Annotated in this window: 16 protein-coding genes and 1 tRNA gene; 10 read left to right on the top strand and 7 right to left on the bottom strand. The window is 66.9% G+C overall.

Going from position 1 to position 14992, the window contains the following annotated elements; translation table 11 throughout:
- From GBO37_RS12690 to GBO37_RS12680, 3 genes are all read right to left on the bottom strand, one after another.
- Positions 1 to 1160 (bottom strand): DEAD/DEAH box helicase (locus tag GBO37_RS12690; RefSeq protein WP_252929338.1); only part of this gene is annotated, 1160 nt, incomplete at its 3' end.
- Positions 1161 to 1547: 387 nt separating this feature from the next.
- A complete protein-coding gene (dtd, locus tag GBO37_RS12685) occupies positions 1548 to 1997 on the bottom strand; it encodes a D-aminoacyl-tRNA deacylase (RefSeq protein WP_252929331.1) in 450 nt (149 codons plus the stop codon).
- A 7-nt stretch (positions 1998 to 2004) separates the two neighbouring features.
- Positions 2005 to 2232 carry a hypothetical protein gene (locus GBO37_RS12680; protein WP_045981291.1) on the bottom strand — a complete coding sequence of 76 codons (228 nt, stop codon included), beginning with the start codon at positions 2230 to 2232 and terminating at the stop codon, positions 2005 to 2007.
- Positions 2233 to 2343: 111 nt separating this feature from the next.
- Between GBO37_RS12680 and GBO37_RS12675 the strand changes: the two genes are divergently transcribed.
- Positions 2344 to 2595 (top strand): DUF2312 domain-containing protein, encoded by a 252-nt coding sequence (locus tag GBO37_RS12675; protein ID WP_042248738.1) that lies wholly within the window; start codon positions 2344 to 2346, stop codon positions 2593 to 2595.
- Positions 2596 to 2625: 30 nt separating this feature from the next.
- On the opposite strand, the gene GBO37_RS12670 is transcribed toward GBO37_RS12675, so the two are convergent.
- Entirely contained in the window at positions 2626 to 3501 is an 876-nt protein-coding gene (locus tag GBO37_RS12670) for a hypothetical protein (protein WP_045981290.1), read from the bottom strand.
- Between the two features lie 229 nt (positions 3502 to 3730).
- Here GBO37_RS12670 and GBO37_RS12665 point away from each other — a divergent pair, with 229 nt between their 5' ends.
- From GBO37_RS12665 to GBO37_RS12630, 8 genes are all read left to right on the top strand, one after another.
- A complete protein-coding gene (locus tag GBO37_RS12665) occupies positions 3731 to 5323 on the top strand; it encodes an iron ABC transporter permease (RefSeq protein WP_252929335.1) in 1593 nt (530 codons plus the stop codon).
- 30 nt (positions 5324 to 5353) lie between these two features.
- Positions 5354 to 5428, top strand: a tRNA-Thr gene (locus GBO37_RS12660).
- 155 nt (positions 5429 to 5583) lie between these two features.
- Positions 5584 to 5790 carry a cold-shock protein gene (locus GBO37_RS12655; protein WP_042248736.1) on the top strand — a complete coding sequence of 69 codons (207 nt, stop codon included), beginning with the start codon at positions 5584 to 5586 and terminating at the stop codon, positions 5788 to 5790.
- Positions 5791 to 5890: 100 nt separating this feature from the next.
- Positions 5891 to 6706, top strand: coding sequence for a TIGR00282 family metallophosphoesterase (locus GBO37_RS12650; RefSeq protein WP_252929328.1), 816 nt, complete (start codon positions 5891 to 5893; stop codon positions 6704 to 6706).
- Positions 6707 to 6808: 102 nt separating this feature from the next.
- Positions 6809 to 8593 carry an SLC13 family permease gene (locus GBO37_RS12645; protein ID WP_045999020.1) on the top strand — a complete coding sequence of 595 codons (1785 nt, stop codon included), beginning with the start codon at positions 6809 to 6811 and terminating at the stop codon, positions 8591 to 8593.
- Positions 8594 to 8715: 122 nt separating this feature from the next.
- Positions 8716 to 8943: a hypothetical protein gene (locus tag GBO37_RS12640; RefSeq protein ID WP_045981287.1), complete on the top strand. Its 228-nt coding sequence runs from the start codon at positions 8716 to 8718 to the stop codon at positions 8941 to 8943.
- A 124-nt stretch (positions 8944 to 9067) separates the two neighbouring features.
- The gene (locus GBO37_RS12635; RefSeq protein WP_045981286.1) at positions 9068 to 9811 is read left to right on the top strand and encodes a YebC/PmpR family DNA-binding transcriptional regulator; all 744 of its coding nucleotides are present in this window, start codon (positions 9068 to 9070) and stop codon (positions 9809 to 9811) included.
- Between the two features lie 97 nt (positions 9812 to 9908).
- Entirely contained in the window at positions 9909 to 10817 is a 909-nt protein-coding gene (locus GBO37_RS12630) for a DMT family transporter (RefSeq protein ID WP_252929326.1), read from the top strand.
- A 1-nt stretch (position 10818) separates the two neighbouring features.
- Here GBO37_RS12630 and GBO37_RS12625 read toward each other — a convergent pair whose 3' ends face one another.
- The gene (locus GBO37_RS12625; protein ID WP_252929325.1) at positions 10819 to 12015 is read right to left on the bottom strand and encodes a heparan-alpha-glucosaminide N-acetyltransferase domain-containing protein; all 1197 of its coding nucleotides are present in this window, start codon (positions 12013 to 12015) and stop codon (positions 10819 to 10821) included.
- Between the two features lie 116 nt (positions 12016 to 12131).
- Between GBO37_RS12625 and GBO37_RS12620 the strand changes: the two genes are divergently transcribed.
- Positions 12132 to 12461: a DUF3140 domain-containing protein gene (locus tag GBO37_RS12620; protein ID WP_045981284.1), complete on the top strand. Its 330-nt coding sequence runs from the start codon at positions 12132 to 12134 to the stop codon at positions 12459 to 12461.
- Between the two features lie 16 nt (positions 12462 to 12477).
- Here the strand turns inward: GBO37_RS12620 and GBO37_RS12615 are convergent, their stop codons facing one another.
- On the bottom strand, positions 12478 to 13377 hold the full coding sequence (locus GBO37_RS12615) for a bifunctional allantoicase/(S)-ureidoglycine aminohydrolase (protein WP_084697227.1): 900 nt from the start codon (positions 13375 to 13377) through the stop codon (positions 12478 to 12480).
- Entirely contained in the window at positions 13374 to 14780 is a 1407-nt protein-coding gene (gene puuE / locus GBO37_RS12610; RefSeq protein WP_252929324.1) for an allantoinase PuuE, read from the bottom strand. The genes GBO37_RS12615 and puuE overlap by 4 nt, the downstream gene beginning before the upstream one ends.
- Positions 14781 to 14992: the final 212 nt, after the last annotated feature.

Here is a 14992-nt window from a genome sequence, read left to right as displayed (position 1 = left end):
CCGCGCTGTGCACCGCCGGCAGGACCCGCCGCTGCGGCCGCGGCGGCCGAGGGCACGTCGCCGCCGATCACCGGAATGGCGTTCTTCATGGCCTTCTCGATGGCGCGCAGCTCTCCCAGTTCGGCGGGCGAGCAGAAGGCCACGGCGCGACCGTCACGGCCCGCACGCGCCGTCCGGCCGATGCGGTGGACATAGTTCTCGGGGACGTTCGGCAGGTCGTAGTTATAGACATGCGCGACCTCGGGGATGTCCAAGCCGCGGGCGGCCACGTCGGTGGCGACCAGCACCTTGGTCTCTCCCTTGCGGAAGGCCTCCAGCGCACGCTCGCGTTGGCCCTGGCTCTTGTTGCCGTGGATCGCAGCGACGGCAAAGCCCCACTTTTCCAGCAGCTTGGCCAGCTTTTCGCAGCCGTGCTTGGTGCGGCCGAAGACCATGGCCAGCTCGTTGGTGTGCTTGGACATGTATTCGGCCAGAAGGGTGGCCTTGTCGCCCTGGCTGACGAAGTGGACACCCTGTTCGATCTTCTTGGCGGCTTGGCCCGGCGGGTTGACGGCGACCTTGACCGGGTTGGTCAGGTAGGTATCCGACAGTTCCGACATCAGCTTGGGCATGGTGGCCGAGAACATCAGCGTCTGGCGTTCACGGGGCAGCATCCGCGCGATCTTGCGCAGCGTGTGGATGAAGCCGATGTCCAGCATCTGATCGGCCTCGTCCAGCACCAGATAGGTGGTGGCCTCCAGGCTGATCGCGCGACGCTCGATCAGGTCCATCAGGCGGCCCGGGGTGGCGATCAGCACGTCCACGCCGCGCGACAGCCGCTCGGTCTGGGTATTGATCGAGGCGCCGCCCACGACGCGGAACGACCGGATCGGCGTGCCCTCGGCATAGGCGTCGATGTTCGTCGCGATCTGGGTGGCCAGTTCGCGGGTCGGTGCCAGGATCAGCGCGCGGCAGGTCTTGGGGTCGGGCTTCTTGCCATAGTTGATCAGGCGGGTCAGCATCGGCAGGCCGAAGGCCGCCGTCTTGCCGGTGCCGGTCTGGGCCAGGCCCAGCACGTCGCGGCCCTGCACGATGGCGGGGATGCCCTGTTCCTGGATCGGGGTGGGCGTGGTCAGGCCCATCGCGATGATGTTGGCGTTGATGCGGTGGTCGATCCCCATATCCGCGAAGGGACCGGTGATGACGGGTTCGCGGGCGGGGGCGCGGCGGCCTTCGTTGGCCTGGATCGGCGGGCGGGCGGGGGTGGACTTGCCGCCACGGTTGGGGCGGCGGCGGGTGTTGTTCTGTTCCATCAGGATCTTTCGTCCCTTCCGTCCCCCGTATCGGACGCAAAGGCAGGGGCCCCGCGCAGGGCGCGGCCGGTGGCAGGGGTGCAGGCGCGATACGAGGATGCCTGCTGCCTCCCCGCGTGAATGGGAAACTGGATTGGGTGTCGGCGTCATCGGGCAGGGGCCCAAGGCTGCTCACGCGGCAGCGGACGGCGATTGGGGTCAGATGGGCGGAAATGACGTGAAAGTCAAGCCCCGTCAGGCACGGCCCTTGAATGGTCAGGCGCGGTCGGCGCTGTCCATCCAGATCGTCACCGGGCCGTCATTGACCAAGGCCACCTGCATGTCCGCGCCAAAGCGCCCGGTTTCGGTGGCGACCCCCAGGTCGCGCAGCGCCTGAGCGAAGCGTTCGTACAGGCGCCGGCCATCGTCGGGCGCGGCGGCCGAGGAGAAGCCGGGGCGGTTGCCGCTGCGGGTGTCGGCGGCCAAGGTGAACTGGCTGACGACCAGCGCCGTGCCGCCCGTGTCCAGCACCGACTGGTTCATCCGCCCCTGATCGTCGCGGAAGATGCGCAGCCGTGCGACGCGCCCGGCCAGCGCCGTGACGGTCGCGTCGTCGTCGCCCCGCATCGCGCAGGCCAGGATCAGCAGGCCCGGTCCGGTCTGCCCCACGATCTGGGCGTCGACGGTGACGCGGGCTTCGGTGACGCGCTGGATCAGGACCCTCATCGTCGGGTCACCGGGCCAGCACGATGCCGATCACGACCATCATCAGGCCGATGACCGATGCCGCCAGCGCACCCATGTTCACGGCCAGCACGCCGCGCATCTTCTCGCGCAGCGCCGCGTCGTCCAGGCCCCGCGCGCGGGCGCGGCTGACGGTCCAGATGCACCAGACAAGGGCGCCCAGCCCGATCAGGGTCAGGGCCGCGCCGCTCCAGATGATCCAGTCGAACAGGGTCATGGTCGTCTCCTTGCGCAAAGCGGGGTTTCGCGACCGTCCCCTAGCGGCGATTGCACCCCGCAACAAGACCGCCTAACACCCGGTGCAAACGCGCAAGAAGGGACGAATCCGATGCAGGACGATCAAGCCTATGGGGTGGCCGCGGACGAGCTGCGCCAGTTCATCGAACAGTTCGAGCAGCTTGAGGCCGAAAAGAAGGACATCGCCGAACGCCAGAAAGAGGTGATGGCCGAGGCCAAGGCGCGCGGATACGACACCAAGGTGATGAAGCAGATCATCGCCCTGCGCCGCCGCGACAAGGATGACATCGCCGAGGAAGAGGCGATCCTGGACATGTACAAGGCCGCCCTGGGCATGGTCTGACGCACCCGTCCCGGGGCCGCCCGCGCGGCCCTAGGGCAGGATGAACTCGACGCCCGGCAGGACCGCGATCTCGGCCACGTCGGCGCGATAGTTTTCCGTCACCTGATCGACCAGCTCCTGCGTCCAGCCCGGCAGGTCGACGGTCTGCTCCAGCACCTCGGGCAGGGCATGGGCGGCCAGGACGTCGGAATAGATCTGGCGGCGCTGCGCGACATTGGTCTGGTCGCGGCCCGCCATCGCGGCGCGCAGCTTCTCCATTCCGGACGGGCCCAGCAGGTCGAACATGTATGGCATGTTTCCCGCCAGCGGCACGCCGTCGGGCAATGCGCCGATCAGTCGCACCACCTCGGGCCAGATGAGCGGCACATCCTCGTGGCACCACAGGACCAGGCGGCGGCCCTGCACCGATCGGACCAGCTTCTGGATGGCCAGCCGCCAGCGCAGCTGCAGCGGGTGGTTGCCCTGCATCAGGTCGTCGTAGCCGCCGCCGCTGAACTGGGGCAGGACCTCGGCCAGCAGGGTGGCAGGATTGCGCATCGCCAAGAAGAACTCGGTCCGCGCCGACGGGAACAGCCGCGACAGCGCGGCCGCGCGCATGCCGATCTGCGGATAGAGCCCGTCGCGCCCCACAGCCCGGCCCGGCGCACCCATGAAGGTCGAGGTGGACATCACGATCCGCTTTGGATCGTCGCTTTCCAGCATCGCGTCCATCATGATCTGTTCCATCTCGGGCGTGGCGGTGCCGCCGTTCAGCGATGCCAGCGCCTCGTCGAACAGCCCACGGTGGCGGTTCGGGGTGACCACCTCGGTGCCGATGCCCTGCAGGGCGGCGCGGTTGTTCAGCAGCGTCTTGAGCAGGCGGTCGCGGTCGGTGCCGTGCACCCCCAGGTGGAAAACCATCTGCATCTGAACTGTCCCGTCTTTTCTTGGCCTTGCGGCGGGCAAGCCCACCCTGGTTGTGGCGCGCAGATTAACCGTCCGGCGTGGACAGTCAAACCGCTTTGGCATATCGCCCTTGGGCATGACCCGGACAGCCCCAGAACCGACCCGCAGCCGCCGTCACGATCATGCCCTGCGCCAGGGGGGCGGGCGTGGATGGTCGGTCGCCGCGGTCCTGGTCGCGGGGCTTGTGCTGATGCCGGTCCTTTCGGTCGTCTGGCTGGCGCTGAACCCCACCGACAACATCTGGCCGCATCTGCTGTCCAGCGTCATGCCCCGCTATTTCGGCAATACGGTCGCGCTTGCGGTGGGGACGGGACTGCTTGCCGCGGCGATGGGCACCGGGGCGGCCTGGCTGGTCAGCATTTACGACTTTCCGGGCCGTGGCGTGCTGCAGTGGCTGCTGCTGCTGCCGCTGGCGGTGCCCGCCTATATCGGCGCCTATGCGCTGGCCGATTTCCTGGATTATTCCGGCCCGGTCCAGATCGCCCTGCGCGGCTGGTTCGGGTGGGAGACGGCCCGCGACTACTGGTTCCCCCGCATCCGCTCGCTGGAGGCGGCGATCGTGGTGCTGGCCTCCGCCCTCTATCCCTATGTCTATCTGTTGACGCGCGCCGCGCTGCACGAACAGTCGGGCAGCGCATACGAGGTCGCGCGCGCCCTGGGCACCGGCCCCTGGGGCCTGTTCGCCCGCGTTGGCCTGCCGCTGGCGCGCCCGGCCATCGTAGCGGGATCGGCCATCGCGATGATGGAGGCGGTCGCCGATTACGGCGTCGTCAGCTATTTCGGGGTCCAGACCCTGAACACCGGCATCTTCACCACCTGGCTGGAGCGTCGGAACGCCGGCGGTGCCGCCCAGATCGCCTGCGCGATGCTGGCCATCATCGTGCTTCTGTCGCTGTGGGAACGCTTTGCCCGCCGCAACGCGCGCTATCACCAAAGCGCCCGGCAGCCGCGTCCGATCCAGCGTCAGCGCCTGCGTGCCCTGCCGGGGGTCCTGGCGACGATGGCCTGCACGCTGCCTTTCGCGATGGGGTTCGTCCTGCCGGTGGGGGTGATCGCGACCTATGCGCTGGCCTATCCGCAGGGTTGGGTGTCGCCGGGGCTGGTGCGGGCCGCTTGGCATACGGTGTCGCTGGGCGGGATCGCCGCGGTGCTGACGGTTCTGATGGCGCTGATCATGGTCTATGGCACGCGCCTGTCGGGGCGGGCGCTGCCGCGCCTGCTGATGCCGGTCACGACCATCGGCTATGCCGCGCCGGGGGCGGTGCTGGCGGTGGGCCTGCTGATCCCGCTGGCCGCGCTGGACCACCGGGTCGCGGATGGCTGGCTGGCGGTGACGGGCACCGATCCGGGGCTGATCCTGACCGGGACGGGCACGGCCATCGTGCTGGCCTATCTGGTCCGTTTCTTCGCGATCGGGCAGGGGGCGATCGACGCGGCCTTCACGCGGGTGCCGCCGTCGCTGCCGATGGCGGCGCGGTCGCTGGGGCGCGACAATGCCGGGGTGCTGCGCGCGGTCTATCTGCCGATGATGCGCGGGTCGGTGGGGGCGGCGCTGCTGCTGGTCTTCGTCGATTGCGTCAAGGAACTGCCCGCAACGCTGCTGCTGCGCCCGTTCAACTTCGAGACGCTGGCCACCCGCACCCACGAACGCGCCAGCCTGGAGGATCTGGGCAACGCCGCGCCAGCCGCACTGCTGGTGATGGCCGTGGGGCTGGCTGCGGTCGCGCTTTTGGCGCGCACCAACCTGGGCGGTGCAAGGCGCACGAAGCCGCCGCTTGCGTAACATCGGGCGGCTTGGTAATCGGACGACGATGCCGGCTTAGCTCAGTGGTAGAGCGTCTGATTTGTAATCAGGGGGTCGGGGGTTCAAATCCCTCAGCCGGCACCAAGTTTCCCTTGCATTAAGGCGCTGTCCGCCCTATCTAGACATGGCTACGTTAAATTCTCTGCATCCTGTCTGCTTCTGCCTTCAGTCTGCTTTGTTAATCTGACGGCCAAGCCACCGCATACTGCGGGTGGAACACTAAGACAGGAGATCTCACGATGGCCAACGGCACCGTGAAGTGGTTCAACAGCACCAAAGGCTTCGGCTTCATTCAACCGGAAGGCGGCCGCCAGGACGTTTTCCTGCACATCTCGGCTCTCGAGCGCGCGGGCCTGTCGGCTCCGGCCGACGGCCAGAAGGTGACGTTCGAGCTGGAGCGTGGCCGTGACGGTCGCGAATCGGCAACGAACGTTCAGTTCGTCTGATCCGACGCCTTACGGCGACGATATGAAAGGGCTGCCGCAAGGCAGCCCTTTTTGCATGTGCGCGCTTGAGGCCGCACGCAGATTGGCATAGCAGACCCCCATGAAAATTCTGTTTCTTGGCGATGTGATGGGCCGTTCGGGCCGTCGGGCGATCACCGAACGGCTGGCGGGGCTGCGCGCCCGGCTGAAGGCCGATCTTGTCGTGGTCAATTCGGAGAACGCAAGCGGCGGGCGGGGCCTGACCGCGGGTCACGCGCAGCTGCTGCTGGAGGCGGGGGCCGATTGCCTGACGCTCGGCGACCATGCCTTTGATCAAAAGGACATGCTGGCCTTCATCGACCGCGAACCGCGGATCGTGCGCCCTCTGAATTTCGCGCGCGAGGCGCCGGGCCGCGGCCACACGATCATCAGCGACCAGCGCGGGCGCAAGGCGCTGATCGTGCAGGCCCTGGGCCAGGTGTTCATGTCGCGTCCCTACGACGATCCGTTCTCGGCGCTGGACGGCGTGCTGCGCGCCCATCCGCCGGGCGGCATGGTGCAGGCCGCCCTGGTCGACATCCACGCCGAGGCGACCAGCGAGAAGATGGCCGTGGGTCATTTCTGCGACGGGCGCGCCAGCCTGGTGGTGGGCACCCACACCCACGTCCCCACGGCCGATGCGCAGGTGCTGCCGCGCGGGACGACTTATCTGACCGATGCGGGGATGTGCGGCGACTATGACAGCGTGATCGGCATGGACAAGGCAGAGCCGCTGCGCCGCTTCATCACCGGCATGGTCCGCGACCGCTTCGTGCCCGCCGAAGGCGAGGCGACGCTGTCCGGCGTGCTGGTCGAGACGGACGACCGCACGGGGCAGGCGCGCAGCGTCCAGCCGGTGCGCGACGGCGGTCGGCTGGCGGCCACGCATCCGGCCTGACCCGCCAGCACCGTTTCAACTTTCGCTTGCGGCAGCGCAGAAAACTGCTCTACACCCCGATGTCGGGGCCGCATCCGGGCCGTGTGACGAGACAGGATCTTCATGCTTGGCTTTGAACTGACCGGCACGACCGCTTCCGTTGCCATGCTGATCATCGTCAGCATCACCTTTGTCCTCTTCATCCGCGAAAAGCACCCGCCCGAGGTCATCGCCATCGCCTCGGCGGCGACGATGATGGTGCTGGGGCTGCTGCCGGTCGAGGATGCGGCGGGGGTGCTGTCGAATGCCGCACCCTGGACGATCGCCTTCATGTACCTGCTGATGGGCGGCCTGATGCGGACGGGGGCGCTGGACCTGATGTCCAGCATCGTGTCGGCCCGCGCCGACACCAATCCGATGCTGGCGGTGGCCAGCCTGTTCGGCTTCGTGATCGTGGCGTCGGCGGTGATGAACAACACGCCGGTCGTCGCGGTGATGATCCCGATCTGCATCCAGCTGGCGCTGCGGCTTGGAACAACGCCGTCCAAATTGTTGATGCCGCTTAGCTATTTCACGTTGATGGGGGGCATGATCTCGTTGATCGGCACCTCGACAAACCTGCTGGTCGACGGGGTCGCGCGCGAACGCGGGATGGAGCCCTTCACGATCTTCGAGATCGCCCCGGTGGGCATCGCCATCACCCTTGCCGGGATCGCCTATTTCCTGCTGATCGGGCGCAAGCTTCTGCCCGAACGCACCTCGCTGGCCGGCTTCCTGGGGTCGCGCCGCGAGATGAAGTACTTCACCGAAGTCGCGATCCCCGAGGATTCGTCTTTGGTCGGCCAGACCGTGACCGAGGTGGCGCTGTTCAAGCGCGACGCGGTGCGCCTGATCGACGTGCTGCGGGGCGACGCGTCGCTGCGCCGCAACCTGCCCGAGGTCGTGCTGGCCCCCGGCGACCGCGTCGTCCTGCGGTCGGAGATGTCCGACCTGCTGGAGATGCTGGACAACAAGAACCTGCAGATGCTGGACAAGCTGGGCTCGGTCGCGACCGAGACCGTCGAGGTCCTGATCTCGCCGGGCTGCCATCTGATCGGTCGACGCCTTGGCGACCTGCGCCTGCGCCGCCGCTATGGCATCTACGTCCTGGCGGCGCACCGGCGGAACCAGAACATCGGTCGCCAGCTGGACGACCTGGTGGTGCGCGTGGGCGACACCCTGCTGCTGGAGGGCGCGCCCGAGGATATCGGCCGCCTGGCCACCGACATGGAGATGGTCGACGTCTCGCGCCCCTCGGCGCGCGCCTATCGGCGCAATCGCGCCCCCATCGCGATCATCTGCCTGCTGGCCGTGGTGACGCTGGCGGCCCTGAACGTCGCCCCGATCCTGGCGCTGTCCTTCCTGGCGGCGGCGGTGATCCTGATCACCCGCTGCGTCGACGCCGAAGAGGCGTTCTCTTTCGTGGACGGCCGCCTGATGGCGATGATCTTTGCCATGCTGGCCGTGGGCGAGGCGCTGGAACATACGGGGACGGTCAACCTGATCGTCGACTTCCTGGCGCCGCACCTGATGGACCTGCCGCCGTTCCTGACCCTGATCGCGGTCTATTTCCTGGGCCTGATCCTGACCGAGGTCCTGTCGAACAATGCGGTCGCCGTTTTGCTGACGCCCATTGCCATCGCGCTGGCCACGACCCTTGGCCACGACCCGCGGCCCTATGTCGTGGCAGTCATGTTCGCGGCAACCGTCGCCTTTGCGACGCCCATCGGCTATCAGACACATATGATGGTCTATGGACCGGGGGGGTATCGGTTCTCTGACTTCGTCAAGGTGGGCGTGCCGCTGGACATCATCTGCGGCATCGTGGCGTGCCTGATCATCCCCATCCTGTGGCCGCTGGTTCCTTGACGCCTTGCGTTTGCCGCGACTGCAATGCTGCCATGCAGCATCGGCGGTTGCGATCGGGGGGCAAAACCCCGATCTAGGGCGCAGGGGAGGAAACGACTTTGTCCTATGCAAGGAGTTTCCACATGGCGACCATCGCTTCTGTCGATCACAAATCCACCGGTTTCTCGGCCGGCTCGCTGTTGGCGCCGTTCCGTGCCGTGGGCCGCTTCATGATCGCTCTGGCCGAGGCAAGCCCGCAGATGCGCGCGCTGAACCGCCTGAGCCAGATGTCGGATGCCGAACTGTCCGCCAAGGGCCTGACCCGCGACGGCGAAGTCCGCCGCATCCTGGGCGGTTCCGCCGCGCTGTAAGGCGCGCCCGATCACCGGACGACCACCGCGCGGCCCCCTGGGGCCGCGTTTCGCATTGCGATGGGGGTGCCCGCTGGACTAGAAGCGGGCCATATTCCAGTTTCCGCACGAAGGACGACCCGACATGGCAGGGCATTCCAAATGGGCCAACATCCAGCACCGCAAGGGCCGGCAGGACAAGCTGCGGTCCAAGCTGTTCTCCAAGCTGGCGAAAGAGATCACCGTGGCCGCCAAGATGGGCGACCCCGATCCTGAAAAGAACCCGCGCCTGCGCCTGGCCGTCAAGGAGGCCAAGTCGAAATCCGTCCCCAAAGACGTGATCGACCGCGCCATCAAGAAATCGCAGGGCGGCGACGCCGAGACCTATGACGAGATCCGCTATGAGGGTTACGGCCCGAACGGGATCGCGCTGGTGGTCGAGGCGATGACGGACAACCGCAACCGCACCGCGTCGAACGTGCGCAGCTATTTCACCAAGTCGGGCGGCGACATGGGCCAGACCGGTTCGGTCAGCTTCATGTTCGACCGGGTCGGAGAGATCGTCTATCCCGCGTCCGCTGGCGATGCCGATACGGTCATGCTGGCCGCGCTGGAGGCCGGGGCCGACGACGTCGAATCCGACGAGGAGGGCCACTGGATCTATTGCGCCGACACCGCGCTGAACGAGGTGTCCAGCGCATTGGAGGCGTCCTTGGGCGAATCCGACACTGCCAAGCTGATCTGGAAGCCGCAGGCGCCCACCGAGGTCACCGACCTTGAGACCGCGCAAAAGCTGATGCGCCTGATCGACACGCTGGAGGATGACGACGACGTCCAGACCGTCACCGGCAATTTTGACATCTCGGAAGAGATCGCGGCGCAACTGTAATCGCCGTCGATCGCGCGGGCGGGCCGTTCCCATCGGGGGCGGCCCGTCTTGCGTTTTGCGCCTTGCGCGCCGCCGGGAAAGGCGGCAATTGCAGATCATGCAGATGCAAAGCGAGACACGCCGCGACCTGATCGGCATCGGATGGATGCTGGCGACAGGGCTGTGCTTTGTCGCGGTCAACACCATCGTGCGCGGGCTGGACGGCGCGCTGCCCGCGGCACAGGCGGCGTTCATCCGCTTTCTGTTCGGATTGGTGTTTCTGGCCCCGGTCATCACCAGCGCCTTGCGGGGCGGGTTTTCGCAGAGGATCTGGGGGCTGTTCGCGCTGCGTGGGGCGCTGCACGTGGTGGCGGTGGTCGCGTGGTTCTATGCGATGTCGCGCATCACCGTGGCCGAGGTGACGGCCATCGGTTTTCTGAACCCCATCATCGTGACGATCTGCGCCGCGCTGTTCCTGGGCGAAAAGCTGGCCTCGCGGCGGATCGCGGCGGTGGCGGTGGCGCTTATGGGCGCGCTGGTCGTACTGCGGCCGGGGTTGCGGGAGCTGGACCCCGGGCATCTGAGCCAGGTTCTGGCCGCTGTCGCCTTCGGTCTGTCCTATCTGATCGCCAAGCAGCTGTCGGATCGCGTGCCCGCGGCGGTGGTCGTGGCGATGATGTCGCTGACGGTATCGGTCGGTCTGGCACCGCTGGCCATCGCGCAGTGGGTGCCGCCGACGATGGGCCAGCTGGGCTGGCTGGCGCTGGTCGCGGTCTTTGCGACGCTTGGCCATTACACGATGACGCGGGCCTTTGCGGCGGCGCCGCTGACGGTCACGCAGCCGGTGACGTTCCTGCAGCTGATCTGGGCCAGCCTGGTCGGCGTGCTGGTCTTCCATGAGCCGCTGGACCCGTGGGTGATCCTGGGCGGCGGTCTGATGATCGGGGCGATCAGCTATATCACCTGGCGCGAGGCGCGCATCCGCGCCCGCACCGTCACGCCACCGGTCAGCGCCACCAAGGTTTGAGCTAGGCCGCGCGCAGTCGGCCCATCCCCCATAGCAGCCGTTCGGCCAGCCAGTCGGCGGGCCGTCTGAGCCGCATCAGCGTGGTCGCCACCGTCGTCGAGCGGCGCGCGGCGCGGTCGAAACCAAGGCTCATCACGCACAGCGCGGCCAGCAGGGCGGCGGTCCATGCCGCTGCCCCGATCACGTCGGTGGGCTGGGGGGCGACCAGATACAGCAGGACATTGCCCCAGGCGAAGGTGAACATGCTGGTGCGGCCAAAGAAGGTGGCTTGGGACCATGCCCCGATGCTTCCGACTTTTCGGATGTCGATCATCCAGACGAAGAACAGCGTCATCAGCGTCGCCGACAGGATGCCAGTTGCAAAATACAGCGGATTGCTGTCCCGGCGCAGGCTGCCATCCGCCAGGCCGTCGATCACGTCGACGCTGACGAACAGCCCGCCGATCAGCGCGACCCCCGCGCCCCCGACCAGCAGCGCACGCACCCGGCGGCCAAAGCCCGGATCGGCCAAGGGGTCTGTCGATCCCGCCGGCGACCGGCCGGTCAGATAGCGGCCCAGGCAGTGTCCGGCGATGACCAGCGTCAGGCCGTGCAGCACGGACGGACCTGCAAGCGGCAGGTCGCCGAAACCGGTCAGAAACTGGACGAGGCTGGCCACGGGGGTGGGCGCGCCCAGATCGTTCTGGACGTCCGGAAGGCCGCTGAGCAGGGGCCACGCCGCGTGACAGGCCAGCGCGGCGACCGCCAGCGGCAACAGCCCGGTCCGCGTCCGAATCCACAACAGGATCGGCGCGACGGCGAGGACGATGGCATAGAACTTCAGGATTTCCGTATAGGGCGAATTTCCCATGAACAGGATCGTCGCGGTGCTGTAGGGCACCGAGTAACCGTCATCGGTCAGGGTCAGTGTCAGGATCGTCAGCGCATAGAGAACCCAGCACTGGAACGCCCGCGACAAAAGCCGCATGGCAACCCCATGGCGCGCCTGACGCGTGGTCCAGCGTGGGCGATAGACCACCTCCAGCATAGTGCCGAACAGCAGGATGAAGGTCGGTGTGGCGATCTGGAAGGCAAATCCCGCAACGCGGGTCAGCGGTTCGGACATGTGGGCGTAAAGGCCCACATCCGCAAAGACATGCGACGACATCGCCAGCACGATCGCCAGGCTTCGCGCCGCATCAAGGCCAATGATCCGCATCTGTTTACCACGTTAATAATTTGCATTCTGTGCAACGCGGGGTCATAGCAGAATGCCGCCCGATTGGAACCGCGCATTGGCGCCAAGAGTTTTTCCGCCGATCGCAGGAGGATTCAATGGCATCGCATGAACAGGTTTGGGACGACTGGCAGAAGCTGGTGAACATGACGCCGTCCCAGTTGAAGGATTGGCTGGACACTGATGACAGCAAGTCGGTGGGCGACACCGGCGGGCAGGGCGAAAGCACCGGCCACAAGTCAGGCCGCCACATCCTGCGCATCAAGGACAAGAAGAAGGCCGACCTGACCGACGACGACTGGTCGCACATGGCCAAGGTCGCGGGCTACATCAAGCGCCACTTGGCGCAGGGTGGGCCCGAAAAGGACAAGGAACACAGCGACTGGCGCTATTCCCTGATGAACTGGGGCCACGATCCGCTGAAGTGATCGCAGCCCCGGCGAATTAGCGGTTCGGCCACAGCGTCGCGTGGCGGTTGACGTCCTTGTACAGAAGATAACGGAACGGCCCCGGGCCGCCGGCGTAGCAGGCCTGTGGGCAGAATGCCCGCAGCCACATGTAATCGCCCGGACCGACCTCGACCCAGTCCCGGTTCAGGCGATAGACGGCCTTTCCTTCCAGCACGAACAGGCCGTGTTCCATCACGTGCGTTTCCGCGAAGGGGATCGAGCCGCCGGGTTTGAACGTCACGACGGTGATGTGCATGTCATGGCGCAGATCGGCCGGGTCCATGAAGCGCGTGGTGCCCCATGCCCCGTCCGTGTCGGGCATCATGGACGGGGCGATGTCTTGTTCCTGCACCACGATGGGGTCGGGCTTGTCCGTGCCGGCAAAGGGCTGCCAGCGCTTGCGCCACCAGTGAAAGCCCGCGGGGCCTGCGGTGCGGTTCCTGACCCGCCACGGCGTACCCGCCGGAATATAGGCAAAGCCGCCCGGCGACAGCAGATGCTCGGTCCCGTCGATCACCACCTGCATGTCGCCGCCGGTGACGAAGATCGCGTGCTGGACCTCGGGGTCGTCGTCGGGCGTGTCACTGCCGCCGCCTTCGGCCAGTTCGACGATGTACTGGCTGAAGGTTTCGGCGAATCCGGTCAGCGGGCGGGCCAGCATCCAGAACCGCATCCCCTGCCAGCCGGGCAGATAGCTGGTGACGATGTCGCGCATCACGGTGCGCGGGATGACGGCATAGGCCTCGGTGAAGATGGCGGTGTCGGTGGTCATCCCCGTCTGGGGCGGCAGGCCCGCCACTGGCCCGGCATAGCGGATGCGCGGCGCGGTGGCATCATCGGTGGGAAGCTGGGCGATGTCGCCGGTGGGGGCGCCCGCGGGGCCGGTCTGGGTCATTTCAGGATCTCCTTCAGGCGAAGGGTGGCGATGCGGGTGACCTGCGCCTCGGCTGTGACGCGTTCGGTGGCGGTGTCGTTGTCGACGCGGGCCTGCATGGCGGACAGGATGCCCGCCTTGTCGTGGTCGCGGACCGCGATGATGAACGGAAAGCCGTGCTTGGCGACATAGGCGTCGTTCAGGCGTGTGAATTCGGCCCGTTCCGCATCGGTCAGCGCGTCCAGACCGGCGCTGGCCTGTTCGGCGGTGCTGTCGGCGGTCAGACGCTTTGCCTGCGCCAGCTTGCCGGCAAGGTCTGGGTGGGCCCGCAGCACGCCCAGTCGTTCGTCGTCGCCTGACGCGCGGAACATCTGCGCCATGCGTCCGGCAAGGCCGCCGGGCGTGTCGTGGACGGCACCCATCTCGGCATCCCAGACGCGTTCGGCGATGAAGGGCGAATGTTCATAGACGCCGCCGAACCGTGCGACAAAGGCGTCGCGGTCCATCTGCGACGGGCGCGTGCGGGGCTGGAACGGATGTTCGGCCGCCCAATGGCGGGCGATGTCCAGGCGGCTGGCGAACCAGACGCCCTCGTGGCTGCGGGCGTGGTCCAGGAACCGCTGGATCGCCATGGCCCGACCAGGGCGCCCGGCCAAGCGGCAGTGCAGGCCGATGGACATCATCTTGGGCGCGCCGGCGGCCCCTTCGGCATAGAGGATGTCGAAGCTGTCGCGCAGATAGTCGAAGAAGTCGGTCCCCGTTCCGAACCCTTGTCCGCTGGAAAATCGCATGTCGTTGGCGTCCATCGTATAGGGCACCATCAGCTGCGGCCGGCCGTTGTGGACGTGCCAATAGGGCAGTTCGTCCGCGATGGTGTCGGCCAGATAGGCGAACCCGCCTTCCTCGCAGCCCAAGGCCACCGTGTTCATCGACGTGCGCCCCTGATAGAAGCCGTGCGGGCGTTCGCCGGTGATGGCGGTGTGCAGGGCCACGGCCTGGGCGATGTGGTCGGCCTCGACCTCGCGCGGGACGTTGCGATAGTCGATCCACTTAAGGCCATGGGTCGCGATCTCCCACCCGGCCTCCTGCATGGCGGCAACCTGTTCGGGGCTGCGCTCCAGCGCGGTGGCGACGCCATAGACGGTGATCGGCAGGTCGCAAAGCATGCGGTGCATCCGCCAGAACCCGGACCGCGCGCCATAGTCATAGATCGATTCCATGTTCCAGTGCCGCTGGCCGGGCCAGGGCTGGGCGCCGATGATCTCGGACAGGAACGCCTCCGAGGCGGGATCGCCATGCTCGATGCTGTTCTCTCCGCCTTCCTCATAGTTGAGGACGATCTGGACCGCGATGCGGGCACCGCCCGGCCAGCGAGGATCGGGGGTGGTCCGGCCATATCCGGTCAGGTCTCGGCTGTAGCGCATCTCTCTCCCCTTGTGCCTGTCGTTGCGTCAGCAAAGCGCGGCGGCCGCGCAAGGACAAGCGGTCAGGGGCGGAATTCTGTATCAAGGAATGCGCGACAATGGTCGGGTCTTTCAAAATCGCGTTGAAAGACTTACGCGCCGGGGACAATTGCGGCATGAGGCCGCGCCGCCCACTGTCCGGCCCAACGGCGGACGGGGGGTCCGCCAAGGGG

It is taken from the genome of Paracoccus sp. 08 (assembly GCF_024105395.1).
GTDB classification, from domain to species: Bacteria; Pseudomonadota; Alphaproteobacteria; order Rhodobacterales; family Rhodobacteraceae; genus Paracoccus; species Paracoccus marcusii.
The sequence above is the reverse complement of the archived record's forward strand: the minus strand, read 5'-3'. Positions and strand labels throughout refer to the sequence as shown.